This is a genomic window from Anaerococcus prevotii DSM 20548 (assembly GCF_000024105.1).
GTDB classification, from domain to species: Bacteria; Bacillota; Clostridia; order Tissierellales; family Peptoniphilaceae; genus Anaerococcus; species Anaerococcus prevotii.
The window spans coordinates 1,831,316-1,846,859 of sequence record NC_013171.1 but is presented as its reverse complement, the minus strand read 5'-3'; the positions used below and the strand labels follow the sequence as shown (position 1 = coordinate 1,846,859).

General features: G+C 37.6%; 15 protein-coding genes. 12 read left to right on the top strand and 3 right to left on the bottom strand.

What is annotated here, in order from left to right:
• The first annotated feature begins 7 nt into the window (after positions 1-7).
• Complete coding sequence (locus APRE_RS08685; RefSeq protein WP_015778613.1) at positions 8-334, top strand: phage holin family protein; 327 nt, start codon at positions 8-10, stop codon at positions 332-334.
• A 10-nt stretch (positions 335-344) separates the two neighbouring features.
• On the top strand, positions 345-1,403 hold the full coding sequence (locus APRE_RS08680) for a ribonucleotide-diphosphate reductase subunit beta (RefSeq protein ID WP_015778612.1): 1,059 nt from the start codon (positions 345-347) through the stop codon (positions 1,401-1,403).
• Between the two features lie 45 nt (positions 1,404-1,448).
• Here APRE_RS08680 and APRE_RS08675 read toward each other — a convergent pair whose 3' ends face one another.
• From APRE_RS08675 to APRE_RS08665, 3 genes are all read right to left on the bottom strand, one after another.
• On the bottom strand, positions 1,449-2,825 hold the full coding sequence (locus APRE_RS08675) for an alanine/glycine:cation symporter family protein (protein WP_015778611.1): 1,377 nt from the start codon (positions 2,823-2,825) through the stop codon (positions 1,449-1,451).
• Between the two features lie 117 nt (positions 2,826-2,942).
• A complete protein-coding gene (locus tag APRE_RS08670) occupies positions 2,943-4,034 on the bottom strand; it encodes a glycosyltransferase family 1 protein (protein ID WP_015778610.1) in 1,092 nt (363 codons plus the stop codon).
• A gap of 10 nt (positions 4,035-4,044) precedes the next feature.
• Complete coding sequence (locus APRE_RS08665; protein WP_015778609.1) at positions 4,045-5,205, bottom strand: hypothetical protein; 1,161 nt, start codon at positions 5,203-5,205, stop codon at positions 4,045-4,047.
• A gap of 103 nt (positions 5,206-5,308) precedes the next feature.
• Here APRE_RS08665 and APRE_RS08660 point away from each other — a divergent pair, with 103 nt between their 5' ends.
• From APRE_RS08660 to APRE_RS08615, 10 genes are all read left to right on the top strand, one after another.
• A complete protein-coding gene (locus APRE_RS08660; RefSeq protein WP_015778608.1) occupies positions 5,309-5,632 on the top strand; it encodes a late embryogenesis abundant protein in 324 nt (107 codons plus the stop codon).
• Positions 5,619-7,559 carry a V-type ATP synthase subunit I gene (locus tag APRE_RS08655; protein ID WP_015778607.1) on the top strand — a complete coding sequence of 647 codons (1,941 nt, stop codon included), beginning with the start codon at positions 5,619-5,621 and terminating at the stop codon, positions 7,557-7,559. The genes APRE_RS08660 and APRE_RS08655 overlap by 14 nt, the downstream gene beginning before the upstream one ends.
• On the top strand, positions 7,552-8,022 hold the full coding sequence (locus APRE_RS08650; protein ID WP_015778606.1) for a V-type ATP synthase subunit K: 471 nt from the start codon (positions 7,552-7,554) through the stop codon (positions 8,020-8,022). Before APRE_RS08655 ends, APRE_RS08650 begins: the two co-directional genes overlap by 8 nt.
• Positions 8,023-8,037: 15 nt before the next feature.
• Entirely contained in the window at positions 8,038-8,589 is a 552-nt protein-coding gene (locus APRE_RS08645) for a V-type ATP synthase subunit E (RefSeq protein ID WP_015778605.1), read from the top strand.
• Between the two features lie 9 nt (positions 8,590-8,598).
• Positions 8,599-9,663: a V-type ATP synthase subunit C gene (locus tag APRE_RS08640; protein ID WP_015778604.1), complete on the top strand. Its 1,065-nt coding sequence runs from the start codon at positions 8,599-8,601 to the stop codon at positions 9,661-9,663.
• Positions 9,656-9,967 carry a V-type ATP synthase subunit F gene (locus APRE_RS08635; RefSeq protein ID WP_015778603.1) on the top strand — a complete coding sequence of 104 codons (312 nt, stop codon included), beginning with the start codon at positions 9,656-9,658 and terminating at the stop codon, positions 9,965-9,967. Before APRE_RS08640 ends, APRE_RS08635 begins: the two co-directional genes overlap by 8 nt.
• Positions 9,968-9,978: 11 nt before the next feature.
• Complete coding sequence (locus APRE_RS08630; RefSeq protein WP_015778602.1) at positions 9,979-11,736, top strand: V-type ATP synthase subunit A; 1,758 nt, start codon at positions 9,979-9,981, stop codon at positions 11,734-11,736.
• Positions 11,736-13,103 carry a V-type ATP synthase subunit B gene (locus APRE_RS08625; protein WP_015778601.1) on the top strand — a complete coding sequence of 456 codons (1,368 nt, stop codon included), beginning with the start codon at positions 11,736-11,738 and terminating at the stop codon, positions 13,101-13,103. Before APRE_RS08630 ends, APRE_RS08625 begins: the two co-directional genes overlap by 1 nt.
• A 9-nt stretch (positions 13,104-13,112) precedes the next feature.
• Positions 13,113-13,751 (top strand): V-type ATP synthase subunit D, encoded by a 639-nt coding sequence (locus tag APRE_RS08620; RefSeq protein ID WP_015778600.1) that lies wholly within the window; start codon positions 13,113-13,115, stop codon positions 13,749-13,751.
• 158 nt (positions 13,752-13,909) lie between these two features.
• A complete protein-coding gene (locus tag APRE_RS08615; protein ID WP_015778599.1) occupies positions 13,910-15,496 on the top strand; it encodes a Na+/H+ antiporter NhaC family protein in 1,587 nt (528 codons plus the stop codon).
• Positions 15,497-15,544 lie beyond the last annotated feature (48 nt).

Here is a 15,544-nt window from a genome sequence, read left to right as displayed (position 1 = left end):
AGATTTTATGGTACTATTTATAGCAAATGCCGTTGCTCTTTGGCTTATGAGTAACTTCATTTCACACATTTCATTTGATAAACCAGTTGCCCTTGTTCTTACTGCAATTGTTCTAACACTTTTACAAAAGGTAGTTCAGCCAATTTTGCAGTTTTTATCTTTTCCTATCACATTTTTGACCCTAGGCTTGTTTAACCTAGTCATCAATGCCTTTGTCTTGTATCTTGCCTTCAAGTTTGTTGACGGAGCTTATATAGACAGTCACTTAGGAAGTTTAGTTATAGCAAGTATCGTTCTTGCCATAATTGCATCGATTGTTCAATCAATCTTATAAGGAGTAAATAATGGAAGAAAGCAAGAAAAAAGAAGTTAATAAGCGTGGTATTTTCAATGAAGATGGGGATATTGACCTATCCAAGAGAAGAATAATCCAAGGAAACACCACCAACCTAAACGATTTTAACAATCTTAAATATACTTGGACAAGCGATTGGTATAGACAGGCTATGAACAACTTCTGGATACCAGAAGAGATTAACTTAAACCAAGATATCAAGGACTATAGGAAGCTTGATAAGCACGAGAAGAAGGCATTCGATAGGATCCTCTCCTTCCTAACCTATCTTGATTCAATCCAAACAGCCAACCTACCAAACTTACAGACCTACATTACAGCAAATGAGATCAATCTTTGCTTGTCAATTCAAACCTACCAAGAATCAATCCACTCACAATCATATTCCTACATCCTAGATACGATTTGTTCTCCAGAAGAAAGAACAAGAATCCTCTACCTCTGGAAGGAAGATGAGCACCTCCTTAAGAGAAATGAGTTTATAGGAGACCAATACAACGAATTCTTGGAAAATGACGACGAATTTAGATTTATGAAAGTCCTTATAGCAAACTACATCCTAGAAGGAATCTATTTCTACTCAGGTTTCTCCTTCTTCTACAATCTCGGAAGAAACGGCAAGATGCCAGGGACAGTTCAAGAGATAAGATACATCAACAGAGACGAAAATACCCACCTCTGGCTCTTTAGATCTCTTATCAATGACCTTAAGAAGGAAAGAGAAGACCTCTTTGTCCCTGAATTACAAAACTACTATAGAGAAATGCTAAAAGAAGGAGTAGAACAAGAAATTGCCTGGGGCAAATACTCTATAGGTAATAGTATAGCTGGACTTAACGAGAAGATGATAGAAGATTATATCAAATATCTGGGCAATCTTAGAGCCAAAGGCCTAGGACTTGAGCCACTTTATGAAGGATATAAGGAAATACCAGAATCTATGAAATGGGTAGACGAATACTCAGATCCAAACGGAGTAAAGACAGACTTCTTCGAAGCAAAAGTAACAGCCTACTCTAAATCATCTATTATCGAAGATGACCTATAAAATAAACCGACCAAGGCTTTGGGCTAAGGTCGGTTTTAGCTTGTCTTATTTTAGATGCGATTTGTATTCTTCGCTAGATTTTCTAATTCTTTCTGGATCCTTGAAGAAATCTTTACTCAATTTTACAAGGACTGGGCTTAGGGCTATGAGGGCTATGAGGTTAGGTAGGGCCATGAGGCCATTTAGGATATTTGCTATAGTCCAGGCAAGGCCTAGGTCCATGTTTGCTCCCAGAAAGACAAAAATCACATAGACTATTCTATAAGGGATGAAGGCTTTTTCGCCAAAGAGAAATCCTATACTTACCTCTCCGTAGTAGGCCCAACCAAGGATTGTAGATAGGGCGAAAAGGCTTAGGCCAATTGTTACAATCATAGGACCGAAGCTTGATCCGCTAGCAAAGGCCTTGGAGACTAGGGCGCTTGCATCGACATTTGCCCTTGTGTTAGCCCCGGTAGTAAGTATTACCAAGGCTGTCATGGTACAAATTATGATGGTATCGACAAAGACTTCCGCTATTCCCCAAAGACCTTGGCGGATAGGGTGGTCGGTTTTGGCAGAAGCGTGAGCTATAGGGGATGATCCAAGACCTGCTTCGTTGGTAAAGACTCCACGAGCAATACCGGCACTTATGACAGACTTAATAGAAATACCTGCAAATCCTCCTCCAAGAGATTTGGGGCTGAAGGCTCCTAGAAATATTTCCTTAAAGGCAGGAAGGATATTAGAATAATTAACGACTAAGACGCTGATACATCCTCCTATATAAAGAATAGACATGAGGGGAACTAGTTTCTCTGTAACCTTGGATATGGAATTAATACCTCCAACGATTACAATTGCCGCAATTATGCTTAGGATTATCCCAGTTATTAGGGGATTGATATTTAAGTTTTCCTTAAGAACTCCAGCTATGGCGTTGGCTTGGGTAGAGTTTCCTATACCGAAAACAGCAAGGCCAGAAAAGATTGCAAAGGCCTTGGCGAGTTTCTCATTGCCCATACCGTTTTTAATATAATACATGGGTCCGCCCACAAATCCCTTGCCCTTCTTTTCTCTATACAAAACCGCAAGGCTTACCTCGGCAAACTTAGTTGCCATACCGAAAATTGCCGCAAGCCACATCCAAAATATAGCTCCAGGTCCACCCAAGAGAATGGCGAGGGAAACTCCTACTATATTTCCTGTCCCAACTGTTCCTGCAAGGGCTGTGGCTAGGGCCTGGAAGGGTGATATGTCGCCACTTTTGTGGTCGTGGTCCTTTTCGAAAATATTTCCCAAGGTATGTTTTAGGGCAAAGGATAGTTTCCTAAATTGAATGCCGCCTGTCTTAATACTTATGTATATGCCAGTTCCTAGGATGCCCACTATCAAAGGTAGACCCCAGAGGAACTTATCAAAAGCTTTTAATAATTCTATCATAAATCCTCCAAAATTTTATTTTATTATTTTATCCCTAAATTTAAAAAAATACAATAGAATGTAAAAAAATAAGATAGAAAAATCCCCGGAAATTTTACATCTCTAGGGATTGATAACTTATTTTATTAGATTGAGGTAAAATTCTGATAATTTTTCTGCAGTTTCTCTTATATCAAATCCTGCTTTTTTTATCATCTCGCTTGTATCTTCTCTTTGGTAGGGAAGAGCCTTGTGGATTTCTTCAATCCATGGCCTTGTGCCCCCATCAATTGGGATAAATTCAACTAGGTCTGTTATCTTAGAGTTTCTATCTATGGTGTCTGCTAATAGACACTTAAGTCCTGCGGCCTGGGCCTCTATGGTAGATACGGCAAGTCCTTCGTATAAAGAAGGAAGGATAAAGATATCTATAGCTTGGAGGAGCTCATTTACATAGCCGATAGAACCCAAAAAGATTACCTTATCTTCTATTCCTGAGTCTTTTACCTTATTTTCTATTTCATCTTTTAAATCACCTACGCCTGCAAGAACTAGGAGATAATCATCATTTTCCTTTATTAAGTCGGCAAATATATCGATTAGGAAGGAGTGGTTTTTCTGCTTGTTAAATCTTGCTATATGGCCTAAAACTTTTTTATCGGAAAATCCGAGTTTTTCTCTGATTTTAGCTCTTATGTCTGGATTGTAGGTGAAATTTTCCACTTCGATGCCATTATCTATAACTGTAAAGTCTTTATCTCTACCGAACATCCAATATCCTGCATCGACTGAGCAGGCGAAGCGGTAGTCGGCCTTAGCATCTACGTTTTTATTTAGGACATCCATAACTTTTCCCTTAAATCCCGGTATGTTTTGGGTGTTGTGGCTGTGGGCTATGGCAATTCTTCCATTTTTCTTTGCCTCATCCATTACAAGGGATACGATAGATTCTTTGTGGCAGTGGACGATTTTATATTCTGGGTGATCTTTTAGTAGTTTATCCCAGGCCTTCTTGTAGGCGAAGTGGTTGGTGCCTTTGTAGTTTGGAACCCTGTAGACCTTTCCTCCGAGCTTTCTTACTTCTTCCTCGTAGGCCCCTTCTTCTTCGTGGTGGACTACGAAGTCAAATTGGATCTTGCTTCTGTCTATATTCCTATAGATATTCATTACCAAAGTCTCGGCTCCTCCACGATTTAGGGTGCCAAAGACATGGAGTATTCTTTCTGTCATGATCTTCCTTTCAATTTTTCTTATCTATGCTTGATATAATGGACTTTGTCATAATACTTGTCTGGTCATTGTCATTTAGAGGTCCTAGGATAAAAAACGTTACAAATTCATCCTTGGTCTCAACTACGACCTTATCTCCTTTTAGGGAAAAATTTGGAGCGTAGAGCCTTGAGCCGTTTCTCATGTAGGAGAGTTTGTTTATATCTCCCTTCTCGCTTACTCCATTTGTTACGATATTTATTGGATAAATTATATCGCCTGAGTTAAGAGAGGCTATGTCTTCGATACTTCTACCATCTTTCTCATCTACTTTTATTATAAGCTCTGAGACTACTTCTCCATCCACCTTTGATATATAGGCCCTGATGCCGTTTTTATCCTGGCTTAGGAGGAAGTTATCTGGTATTTTAAATTTTATTTTTCCCATCTCAACATCTTTTGTTGCAAAGACATTTATCTTATCTGTATAGTCAGTAAAGTCTTTGGAAATCTCCATAGGATCGTCGCTTTCCTTATACATGGCGATTAAGATATCGCTCATTATATCCTTAGCCTTTGCACTTAGGGTCTTATCTTCAGTGATTGTAAAGTGGATTATGGATGAAGGAGTCTTTACAAAAAAATGAGTAAGTCTTTGCTCACCCTTTTCGCTTATAAAGTAGGCTGAGTCGACATTGGTCATCTTATTTCTAAGAGAGTGGCTAATGATTCTCTCCCCGCTATCTATAGTCTTTTCAGATAATTGACAAGCTTTTAAGATATCTTTTTGGTTCGAAATCTTAGTATTTTTCACTTCTTCAAAGCTTAAGAATATATTATAAGATGAGCTATAAGGCAAATCTATAATATATTTATCATTACTCTTACTCTTAAAGACCTTGCACCTTGTAGGAATCCTTATGTGCATATTAGCAAATATCAAATCCTGATTGTAATCAAGATTAGCTAGCTCATTTTTCTCGTAGGATGAATTTGAATCTGTAGCTATATTTCCATAAAAGTAAGAGGCAGTAGATTTAAAGCAGAGGGACTTATCCTCCTCAAATCCTGTCATCTTATCGAAGGTATAGGCCATGTTTGTCTTATTTTCCTTAGCATTGGTCTTATTAAAATCGCCATCGCAAGCGATTAAAAACATTGATATTGTAAGTATTATTAGCTTCTTAATCATTCTTATCCTCAAAAATATGTTTAAAAATCTTATTTATCGGTTAATTATATCATATATAGGTATTTTATGATATAATTTTAATAAGGCAAATAGGGGGTGAAAGATGGCTGACGATATTTTATTGAAAGTCAAAGAGGCCGAAGATAAGGCTGATGAGACTATCGATAATGCAAAAGTTAAAGCTCGTGAGATCATCGACCAAGCCAAGATTAAGGCAGATGATGAGTACAAACAAACAATCACGAGAGCGAAAGAAAAGGCAAAAATGATTCTTGAGGATGCAGAAAAAGCTGCAAATAAAGACAAAGAGCCTACTATCGAAGAAGCTAAGGCTGATTCGGAAAAGCTTAAGAATCAAAGTAAAGATACTATAGATGGTATTGTTAAATCTTTAAGTGAAAGGATTATAGAAAATGGCAATAGTTAAAATGAATAAGTTTAACTTGCTAGCTTTTAAATCCGAAAGGGATGACTTGCTAAATATCCTTCAAGCTTTTAACTATGTTCACTTTAACGATTTGGAAGAAGATGAGCAAAGATCCTATCTTTCAGAAGTTAGAAACACAGACCAACTTCAAAAAATCGACTCTAGTATAAACAGGGCCGATTATGTAATTAATCTTTTAGAAAATTACATGAAAGATAGGGACATCAAACCAGATACAAGTTTTACTGAACTTAGCTTAGAAGATGTAAAGAAAAAGGGTGCGAATTTCGACTTCGATCTTATATATGGCAAGATAAAAGACCTCGTAGGCCAAAGAGAGATGGCCCTAGGCCAAAGAAATGAGCTTACAAATAAAATAGAAGCTCTTAAGCCATGGAAGGATATAGATGTAGACATCCAAGAACTCTACGATTCTAAGAGAGTCTTTGTAGAGACAGGGACAATTTCTGATCAATTCTATGATGCACTTGAAAAAGCCATAGTAGAAAGAAATCTAGAAAAGTCTCTAGTATACAAAGTCTCTGAACTTGATAAGACAAACTATATAGTCGCCCTATCAAGTATAGAAGAAAAGGAAGATCTAGTAGAACTTCTAAGAGAGTTCGGCTATAGCAGAGTTAAAATTAATTCAACTAGCAAGATAGGAGAAGAAATCTATGACCTATCTGGCAAACTCGAAGATAAAGAACAATTAATTAAAAATCTCGAAAATGAAATTCTAGATTTCAAAAAATACTTAAAGGACCTATATATTTACAAGGCCTACGTCCTAAACCTAAGAAGAAAGGAAGAATCAAGTGAATTTTTCCTAGAGACAGGGCTTATGAACGTTATTGAAGGCTATGTTCCGGTAGAAGCTACCGAGAGATTCAAAAAAGATATTAAAAATGTTTTAGGTGATGCCTACATACTTGATATCGAAGAAGCTGATAAGGAAGATAGTTGTGTTCCAATAATACTTAAGAACAATAAGTTGGTCGATCCATATGAGGAGGTTGTAAAGACCTATTCACTTCCAAAATACAACGAAGTAGATCCAAGTGGACTTGTAGCAATATTTTATACAATATTTACAGGTTTTATGATAGGAGACTTAGGCTATGGGGCCCTTGCAACAATAGCAATATTACTTGCCCTTAAGCTAAAGAAGTTCCCAACTTCTACTGAGAAGAATTTGAGATTATTCTTAAGGATATCTCTTTCTGCATGTGTATTTGGAGCTATATTTGGATCAGTATTTGGTGGAATAATAGATGTACCATTTGGTTTAATAGATCCAGCGACAGACATCAACGAGCTTATAGTGATGAGCTTGGTAATAGGAGCTGTTTCACTGTTCGTCGCTTTAGCTGTAAAAGCTTATATGTATATCAGAGACGGAAAGCCAATGGATGCTATGTACGATGTAGGATTTATGTATATGGTTGTAGGCGGAGCGGTAGCTTTAGCCTTAACTAAAAACCCTATAGCAAAATGGGTTATGATTATTGGTATTTTAGGAATCTTCCTATTTTCTGGTAGAGAAGCTAAATCTATCGGAGGAAGGATTGGATCAGGTTTCTATGAAGTCTATGGACTTACGAGCTGGATAGGAGATTTCGTATCCTTCCTAAGACTTATGGCCCTAGTATTATCAGGAAGCTTCGTGGCTTATTCTGTAAACTTAATTGTAGACTTGGTCGCAGGTAATGGTTCAATCGGAGGAATCATAGCTGGAATTATCATATTTGTTGTATTCCAACTATTTAACATGTTCCTATCTTATCTATCAGCCTATGTACATGGTCTAAGACTTATATATGTAGAGATGTTTAATAAATTTTATGAAGGTGGCGGAGTTAAGTTCCGTGAGATGATTGAAGATACAAAATTTGTCAAAATATTAAGAGGAGGAGACAATGAGTAATTTTTTAGTTGAAAATGGTGGTTTAGTATTTGCAGTTCTAGCAGCAGCAATCGCTACATTCCTATCAGGAATGGGTTCTGCAAAAGGTACAGGTATGACAGGTGAAGCGACAGCAGCACTTACAGTAGAAGAGCCAGAAAAGTTTGGTAAGGCACTTATCTTACAACTTCTACCAGGTACTCAAGGTCTTTACGGATTCGTAATTGGTTTCTTTATCTTCCAACAAATTACAGGTGGAGATATCGATACAGCAAGAGGTCTTTACCTACTAATGGCAGCACTTCCTGTAGGAATAGTAGGATATCACTCAGCAATAGCTCAAGGTAGAGTAGCTGTAGCAGGTGTAAACATCTTAGCTAAAAAAGAAGATGAATTCATCAAGGGTGTAATCTATTCTGTAATGGTTGAGCTATATGCTATCCTTGGATTCGTTATATCACTACTACTTGTACTAAACGCTTAATATTAGGATAAGATTATGGATAATCTTGAATTAATATTACAAAGCATAAGAGAAAAAGCAGAAAAAGAAGAAAATCAAATACTAGAAAAAAGTCAAGAAGAAGCTAAGACTATCCTAGAAGGTATGGAAACTAAGGCTAAAAAAGAGGCTGACAAAATCTTAGCTGATGCTAAAAAAGAAGCTGACCTAACTCTTTCAAATGAAAAGGTCTCTGCCAAAAGAGAAGCAAGAGATATCATTATCTCCGGCAAAAACTCAGCTATAGAAAGTGTTTTAGATGAGCTTTTAGTAAATCTAAAATCTATGGATGAAACTTCTTATAAGAATTACGTCTTAAATACTTTGAAAAAATCAAATATAGAAAAAGGCGAGATTCTCCTAGAAGATAGGTTTAAGGATTCTTTAAGCCTTGCTGATTTAGGAAATCTTAAAATCTCAGATGAGACAGTTGACGAAGGCTTCATCGTTAGAGATGGCAAGATAGAATATGACAATAGATTTTCTTCATTGATCAAATACAAAAGCGACGATATTAAAAAACAAATATCAGATATTCTATTTAAGTGAGGTGATTAGATGAATAAAGATGACTATATAAGCGCATCTATTTCAACGAGAATGTATGAAAAAAACCTCCTTACAAGGACTGACCTTGAAAGACTCAACGATTATGACTCTCTAAGAGATGTTTTAAATCAACTAAACGAAACAATCTACAGGGGACCTATCAACGATCTCGACAGGCCAGAAGAATATGAGAAAATTCTAAAAGATGAATTAAAAAGAGTCTACAAAGCAATTGAGGATATAGCTCCTGACAAGGAGATTATAAACTATATGAAGGAGAAATATATCTTCCACAATCTCAAAGTTTTAGTAAAGGAATTAATCCAAGATGCGGATTACTCTTCTCTTTACCTAGAGATGGGAGATGTTGACCTAGCATATATCAAGAAAAACCTCATCAAAGAAGATAGGAAAAGCGACTTTTTTGATAAAGTAGCGAGTCTTTCATCCGACAAGGAAGACAATATAGGCAAAGATCCGAGAGACTTATATCTAGACTATGCCCAAAAGGCCCTATCTTACTACGAAGAGACGAAAAATCCTCAAGATATAGATATAAGCCTAGATAAGTCTTATTATGAGAAACTCTTACTAGATGCGAAAGCTCTAGACTTAGATACTCTGATAGACTTTACTAGAGAAACAATTGATTTGATAAATCTTAAGAGCCTTCTTAGAGTTAAAAGTCAAGGCGAAGATATGGAAACTCTTGAAAAGACTCTTATAGAAGGCGGCTTTATTGAGCCTATTAAGTTTAAGGAATATTTCTCTTACGAGATTAACCAACTTATAGGAAGTCTTTCTAATGCCAAAATTGGTGATTACGTAAAAGACAGCCTAAAGGATGATCTTAATCTCGATGATAATATCCTAGCTCTAGAAAAGGCCATAGATTCTCATATGACTGATTATACGAGAGATTCTAAGATGATAACTTTTGGTCCAGAAGTCCTAATGAATTATGTAATATCTAAGGAAACTGAGATCAAAAACTTGAGGATTCTACTCGTATCCAAACTCAATAAGTTGGATAAAGAATTTACTTTAGAAAAGTTGAGGAAATCTTATGTATAAGGTAGCAGTAATAGGAGATAAGGACTCAATCCTTGCATTCAAGGCATTGGGTGTTGAAGTATATACAGCAATAGATGGAACTGATGCAAAAAAGACAATCAAAGATTTGGCTAAGAAAGAATTCGGTGTGATATTTATAACAGAAGACTTAGCCAAAGAGATTCCATCTACAATTGATAAATATAGAGAAGAAATGACTCCAGCCATTATCCTAATCCCATCAAACAAGGGATCAATGGGAATAGGCTTAGCTGATATCAACAAGTCTGTTGAGAAGGCTGTAGGAGCAAACATTCTAGATTAAAGGAGCTTAATTTGAATAAAGGTAAAATTACAAAGGTATCTGGACCATTGATAGAAGCTAGCGGCTTATCTGACGCTAATATCTACGATGTGGTTGAGGTATCAAAAGATAAGCTCATCGGCGAAATAATTGAGATGAGAGGTGATGTTGCCAGTATCCAAGTCTACGAGGAAACAACAGGAATAGGCCCTGGAGACGAAGTAGTCTCTACTGGACATCCTCTTTCAGTAGAACTTGGACCAGGAATGCTTGAGAAGATGTACGATGGGATCCAAAGACCTCTTGAGAAACTTCAAGATTTAGCAGGAGAATTCTTAGAAAGAGGTGTAACAAGCACAGCCCTTGATAGGGAAAAGACTTGGGAATTTAACCCAACAGCAAGTGTTTCTGACAAGGTTGAATCAGGCGATATCCTAGGCGAAGTTGAAGAGACTAGTGTTATCACCCACAAGATCATGGTTCCAATCGGCATATCAGGAACAATCAAAGACATCAAAGCTGGCGAGTTTACAGTCGATGAAACAATAGCAATAATAGAAACAGAAGATGGCGATAAAGAAGTAAGTATGCTTCAAAAATGGCCAGTAAGACAGGCTCGTCCCTCAAGAAGGAAAATCGACCCAGATGAGCCACTTATTACAGGTCAAAGAGTTATAGATACCTTCTTCCCAGTTGCTAAGGGCGGTACAGCAGCAATACCTGGACCATTCGGTTCTGGTAAGACTGTAGTCCAACACCAGATAGCAAAGTTTGCCGACGCTGACATAGTAATCTATGTAGGTTGTGGTGAGCGTGGAAACGAGATGACTGATGTACTTAACGAATTCCCTGAGCTTATAGATCCAAAGACAGGCGAATCAATCATGAAACGTACAGTTCTTATAGCAAACACTTCAAACATGCCAGTAGCAGCCCGTGAGGCAAGTATCTACACAGGAGTTACCCTTGCAGAATACTTTAGAGATATGGGCTATAACGTAGCTATGATGGCAGATTCTACATCTAGATGGGCAGAAGCTCTCCGTGAGATGAGTGGTCGTCTTGAAGAGATGCCAGGAGATGAAGGATTCCCAGCTTATCTTGCAAGTAGGATCGCAGACTTTTACGAAAGAGCAGGAAAGGTTGAAGTTTTAGGATCAAGGAATGATATAGGTTCCCTATCAGTAATAGGAGCAGTAAGCCCTCCAGGAGGAGACTTATCAGAGCCTGTTACCCAAGCGACCCTTCGTATAGTTAAGGTCTTCTGGGGACTAGATTACGACCTATCTTACCAAAGACACTTCCCAGCTATAAACTGGCTATCATCTTATTCACTCTATCAAGACAAGATGGATAAGTATATAGATAGTGAAGTTGACGAAGAATTCTCCAAAAACAGGAAGAGATCTATGAGTCTACTCCAACAAGAATCAGGACTTCAAGAAGTAGTAAGGCTAGTAGGACGTGACGCCCTATCTGATGACGATAAATTAAAACTTGACGTTACCAAGTCAATCAGAGAGGACTACCTCCAACAAAACGCCTTCCACGACGTAGATACTTATTGTTCACTAAGAAAGCAAGATAAGATGCTTGCTACTATTCTTTACAATTACGATAAGTCACTAGAAGCCTTATCCGCTGGGGTAGAGCTAGAAGAAATTGAGAAACTTCCAGTTCGTGAGAAGATTACAAGACTAAAACTAATCTCAGAAGATGACTTAGGAAACATCGAAGAGATTAGAAGTGAAATTGATAAGCAAATTGAAGAGCTTATAAGGGAGGCATAATGTTAAAAGAATATAAAACAGTTTCTGAAGTAGTTGGCCCTCTTATGCTCGTTCAAGGAGTAGAGGGTGTTAGCTTTGATGAGCTTGTAGATATAGAAATGCAAACAGGCGAACGCCGCCGTGGTCGTGTAATAGAGATTGCGGAAGACCGTGCCATGGTCCAACTTTTCGAAGGATCTACAGGTATCAACCTTAAATCAACTTCAGTAAGGTTTTTAGGAAGACCTCTTGAGCTTGGTGTATCAGAAGATATGATAGGCCGTGCCTTCAATGGTCTAGGAGAGCCAATCGATGATGGCCCTGCTATAATTCCTGAAGAAAAACGTGACGTAAATGGTACAGCTATAAACCCTGTATCAAGAGACTATCCATCAGAGTTTATCCAAACAGGAATCTCAACTATAGATGGACTAAATACCCTAGTTCGTGGACAAAAGCTTCCGATATTTTCTGGTAACGGTCTTCCACATAACCAAGTAGCTGCCCAAATTGCAAGACAAGCGAGAGTTTTGTCAGATGATGAAGGCTTTGCGGTTGTATTTGCAGCTATCGGTATAACATTCGAAGAAGCACAATTTTTCATGAATGACTTTAGGAAAACTGGAGCTTTAGACAGATCTGTCCTATTTATGAACCTTGCAGATGACCCAGCTATAGAGCGTCTATCAACACCAAAGATGGCTCTTACAGCAGCAGAATACCTTGCCTTTGAAAAGGATATGCAAGTTCTTGTAATCATGACAGATATGACCAACTACGCAGAGGCCCTTCGTGAGGTATCAGCTGCTCGTAAGGAAGTACCAGGACGTCGTGGATATCCAGGTTATCTTTATACAGACCTTTCAACAATATATGAAAGAGCTGGAAAGCTACGTGGAAAGCCAGGAACAATTACACAAATTCCAATTCTTTCCATGCCAGAAGATGATATCACCCACCCAATCCCAGACCTTACAGGATATATTACAGAAGGCCAAATCATCCTTAACAGAGAGCTTTATAACCAAGGAATTGAGCCACCTGTATCAATCCTTCCATCCCTATCAAGACTTAAGGATAAGGGTATAGGAAAGGGCAAGACTAGGGAAGACCATGCGGATACAATGAACCAAATCTATGCAGCCTACGCATCAGGAGTTGATGCAAGAGAGCTTCAAAAGATCTTGGGTGATTCTGCTCTATCAGATGCAGACCTTGCTTTTGCTGAGTTTGCCAAAGAATTCGAAGAAAGATACATCAACCAAGGTTACTACACTAACAGAACCATAGAAGATACCCTAAACCTAGGTTGGGAGCTTCTAAAAATTATACCAAAATCAGAGCTTAAGAGAATTGACGATAAGTTAATTGAAAAATATTTAGATTAGGAGTTAAGTATGGCAAGATTAAAAGTAACGCCAACGAGGATGAATCTAAATACCTTAAAAGAGCGACTTGCTACGAGTAAACGTGGCTATAAGCTACTAAAGGATAAGCAAGATGAGCTTATGAGACAGTTCTTGGAGCTTATTAGGAAAAATAAAAAACTAAGGGAAGAAGTAGAGAAGGAATTAGAGGATTCATTTTCAGACTTCCTTATAGCAAGTGCTTTTATGAGCCCGGAATTTATGGAGGAAGCGGTGAGCTTTCCTACTCAAAAACTTGGCGTTGATATAAGTATCAAAAATGTCATGAGTGTAAGAATTCCCAAAATGGAATTTAAGGTCGAAGAAAATGAGAACGCCAGCATGTTCCCATACGGCTATGCAGAAACATCAGCAGGGCTTGATAAGGCTCTAAAGGGACTCAATGAAGTTATGAATAGGCTCCTTGAGCTTGCTGAGCTTGAAAAGACAACCCAGCTTATGGCAGATGAGATTGAAAGCACAAGAAGAAGGGTAAATGCCCTAGAATACAGGACTATCCCAGATCTTGAAGAGACAATCAAATATATAAGAAGCAAGCTAGAAGAAAACGAAAGAGCTACTATATCAAGACTAATGAAGGTCAAAGATATTATAGCCGAGCAAAAATAATTCTAGAAAGAAGGCCAGTAGGTCTTCTTTTTTTGCCTTAAATTACAAAAAAGCTTTAATATATAGCAAAAATTAGTATAGTATAGATTGCGCGGAAAATATCTTTTTGGCAAAAAGTCAGCTAGATATTTTTACATATTAGAAAATTGAGGGGTTTTATGGAAAATAAAAAATCAAAACCGGCCCTAGTCTTTGCTATATTGGCTATAGGTCTCAGTATATATATTTCAAAAACAGGAGTGGATACCTATTCTAGTATCTGGTCCTTATTTCCACCAGTCGTAGCTATTTTTATAGCTCTTTTTACTAAGGAAGTTTTCTCTTCCTTATTTTTGGGGATAACAATAGGAGCGATCCTAGGATCTAAAGGTTCTGTTGCAAAATTCTTAGATAATATCGTAAGCGAAGGCTTTATCGAATCGATCTCACAGACTTCAGGAATCTATATTTTCCTTGTAGTTTTGGGAATAATGGTAGTTCTAATAAACTATTCTGGAGGATCACGTGCCTTTGGTAAATGGGCCCACTCCAAGATTAAGAACAGGAAACAATCACAGATTGCGACATTTTTCCTTTGCATTATGCTTTTTATAGATGATTACTTTAATTGTCTAACAAGTGGGTCTGTGATGAAGCCAATTATAGATTCTCACAAGGTATCAAGGGCTAAGCTTGCCTACATAATCGATGCAACAGCAGCCCCAGTTTGTATGATAGCACCTATATCTTCATGGGCTGCGGCAGTTTCAGGTTATGCAGAATCAGGAACTTACTCAGGAATAGAACTTTTTGTAAAGGCAATTCCCTTTAACTTCTATTCTCTTTTAACCTTATTCTTTGTAGTTTGTATAATTGCTTTTAATAATGACTACGGTCCAATGAAAGATTATGAACAAAAGGCCCAAACGACAGGGGATATCAGTATCAGAAAGGAAGAGCTAATCGATCATAGCAAGGTAAATAGAGAAGGGGCTGTAATAGACTTAGTCTTTCCAATCCTAGTCCTTATAGTATCTTGTGTACTAAGCTTAATCAATGTGGGAGGATTTTTCGATACTGCAAGTCCTTACTATCACGATTTTGTAAATGCCTTTGCTAATACTGACTCATCTATAGCCCTTGCTATGGGTTCCATTGTGGCCTTGATCATATCCATAATATTTTTTGTGGTAAGGAAGGTAATATCATTTGAAAAGTCAATGGACTCAGTATCAGAAGGATTTTCATCAATGGTATCTGCTATATTAATCTTAACTATGGCGACAAGCTTAAAAAATATTTCAAACGAGCTTCTAGGATCTACCAACTTTGTTGGAGGTCTTATGGAAAATGCAGCAAGTGGCTTAAGCTCGTTCCTTCCTGTAGTTATATTTGTTGTTGCAATATTTTTAGCCTTCGCTACAGGAACAAGTTGGGGGACTTTCGGTATACTAATACCAATAGTTGTGTCCATGTTTGACTCTCATGATCCTATATTTTTAATAGCTATATCTGCAACTCTTTCAGGATCAGTTTGTGGAGACCACTTATCTCCAATATCAGATACGACTATAATGTCATCAACTGGAGCAGGTTGCGTTCACCTAGACCATGTCAAAAGCCAACTGCCTTATGGTTTGACTGTAGCAGCAGTAGCATCGATTGCCTATATCATAGCAGGCTTTACCCATTCTTTTGTTCTTCCTTTAGCCTTTGGGATTATAGTTATCCTAAGTCTTATGTTTGTCTTAAAAAAGAGGGCTTAGGAGGAATTTTCTCCTTTGACAAGGAAAGCTTTTATGTATATAGTCTAT

Excerpts from the sequence above, each read along its gene's own strand:
- APRE_RS08685 (WP_015778613.1), top strand. The coding sequence starts at position 8 with ATGGTACTATTTATAGCAAATGCCGTTGCTCTTTGGCTTATGAGTAAC.
- APRE_RS08680 (WP_015778612.1), top strand. The coding sequence starts at position 345 with ATGGAAGAAAGCAAGAAAAAAGAAGTTAATAAGCGTGGTATTTTCAAT.
- APRE_RS08675 (WP_015778611.1), bottom strand. The coding sequence starts at position 2,825 with ATGATAGAATTATTAAAAGCTTTTGATAAGTTCCTCTGGGGTCTACCT.
- APRE_RS08670 (WP_015778610.1), bottom strand. The coding sequence starts at position 4,034 with ATGACAGAAAGAATACTCCATGTCTTTGGCACCCTAAATCGTGGAGGA.
- APRE_RS08665 (WP_015778609.1), bottom strand. The coding sequence starts at position 5,205 with ATGATTAAGAAGCTAATAATACTTACAATATCAATGTTTTTAATCGCT.
- APRE_RS08660 (WP_015778608.1), top strand. The coding sequence starts at position 5,309 with ATGGCTGACGATATTTTATTGAAAGTCAAAGAGGCCGAAGATAAGGCT.
- APRE_RS08655 (WP_015778607.1), top strand. The coding sequence starts at position 5,619 with ATGGCAATAGTTAAAATGAATAAGTTTAACTTGCTAGCTTTTAAATCC.
- APRE_RS08650 (WP_015778606.1), top strand. The coding sequence starts at position 7,552 with ATGAGTAATTTTTTAGTTGAAAATGGTGGTTTAGTATTTGCAGTTCTA.
- APRE_RS08645 (WP_015778605.1), top strand. The coding sequence starts at position 8,038 with ATGGATAATCTTGAATTAATATTACAAAGCATAAGAGAAAAAGCAGAA.
- APRE_RS08640 (WP_015778604.1), top strand. The coding sequence starts at position 8,599 with ATGAATAAAGATGACTATATAAGCGCATCTATTTCAACGAGAATGTAT.
- APRE_RS08635 (WP_015778603.1), top strand. The coding sequence starts at position 9,656 with ATGTATAAGGTAGCAGTAATAGGAGATAAGGACTCAATCCTTGCATTC.
- APRE_RS08625 (WP_015778601.1), top strand. The coding sequence starts at position 11,736 with ATGTTAAAAGAATATAAAACAGTTTCTGAAGTAGTTGGCCCTCTTATG.
- APRE_RS08620 (WP_015778600.1), top strand. The coding sequence starts at position 13,113 with ATGGCAAGATTAAAAGTAACGCCAACGAGGATGAATCTAAATACCTTA.
- APRE_RS08615 (WP_015778599.1), top strand. The coding sequence starts at position 13,910 with ATGGAAAATAAAAAATCAAAACCGGCCCTAGTCTTTGCTATATTGGCT.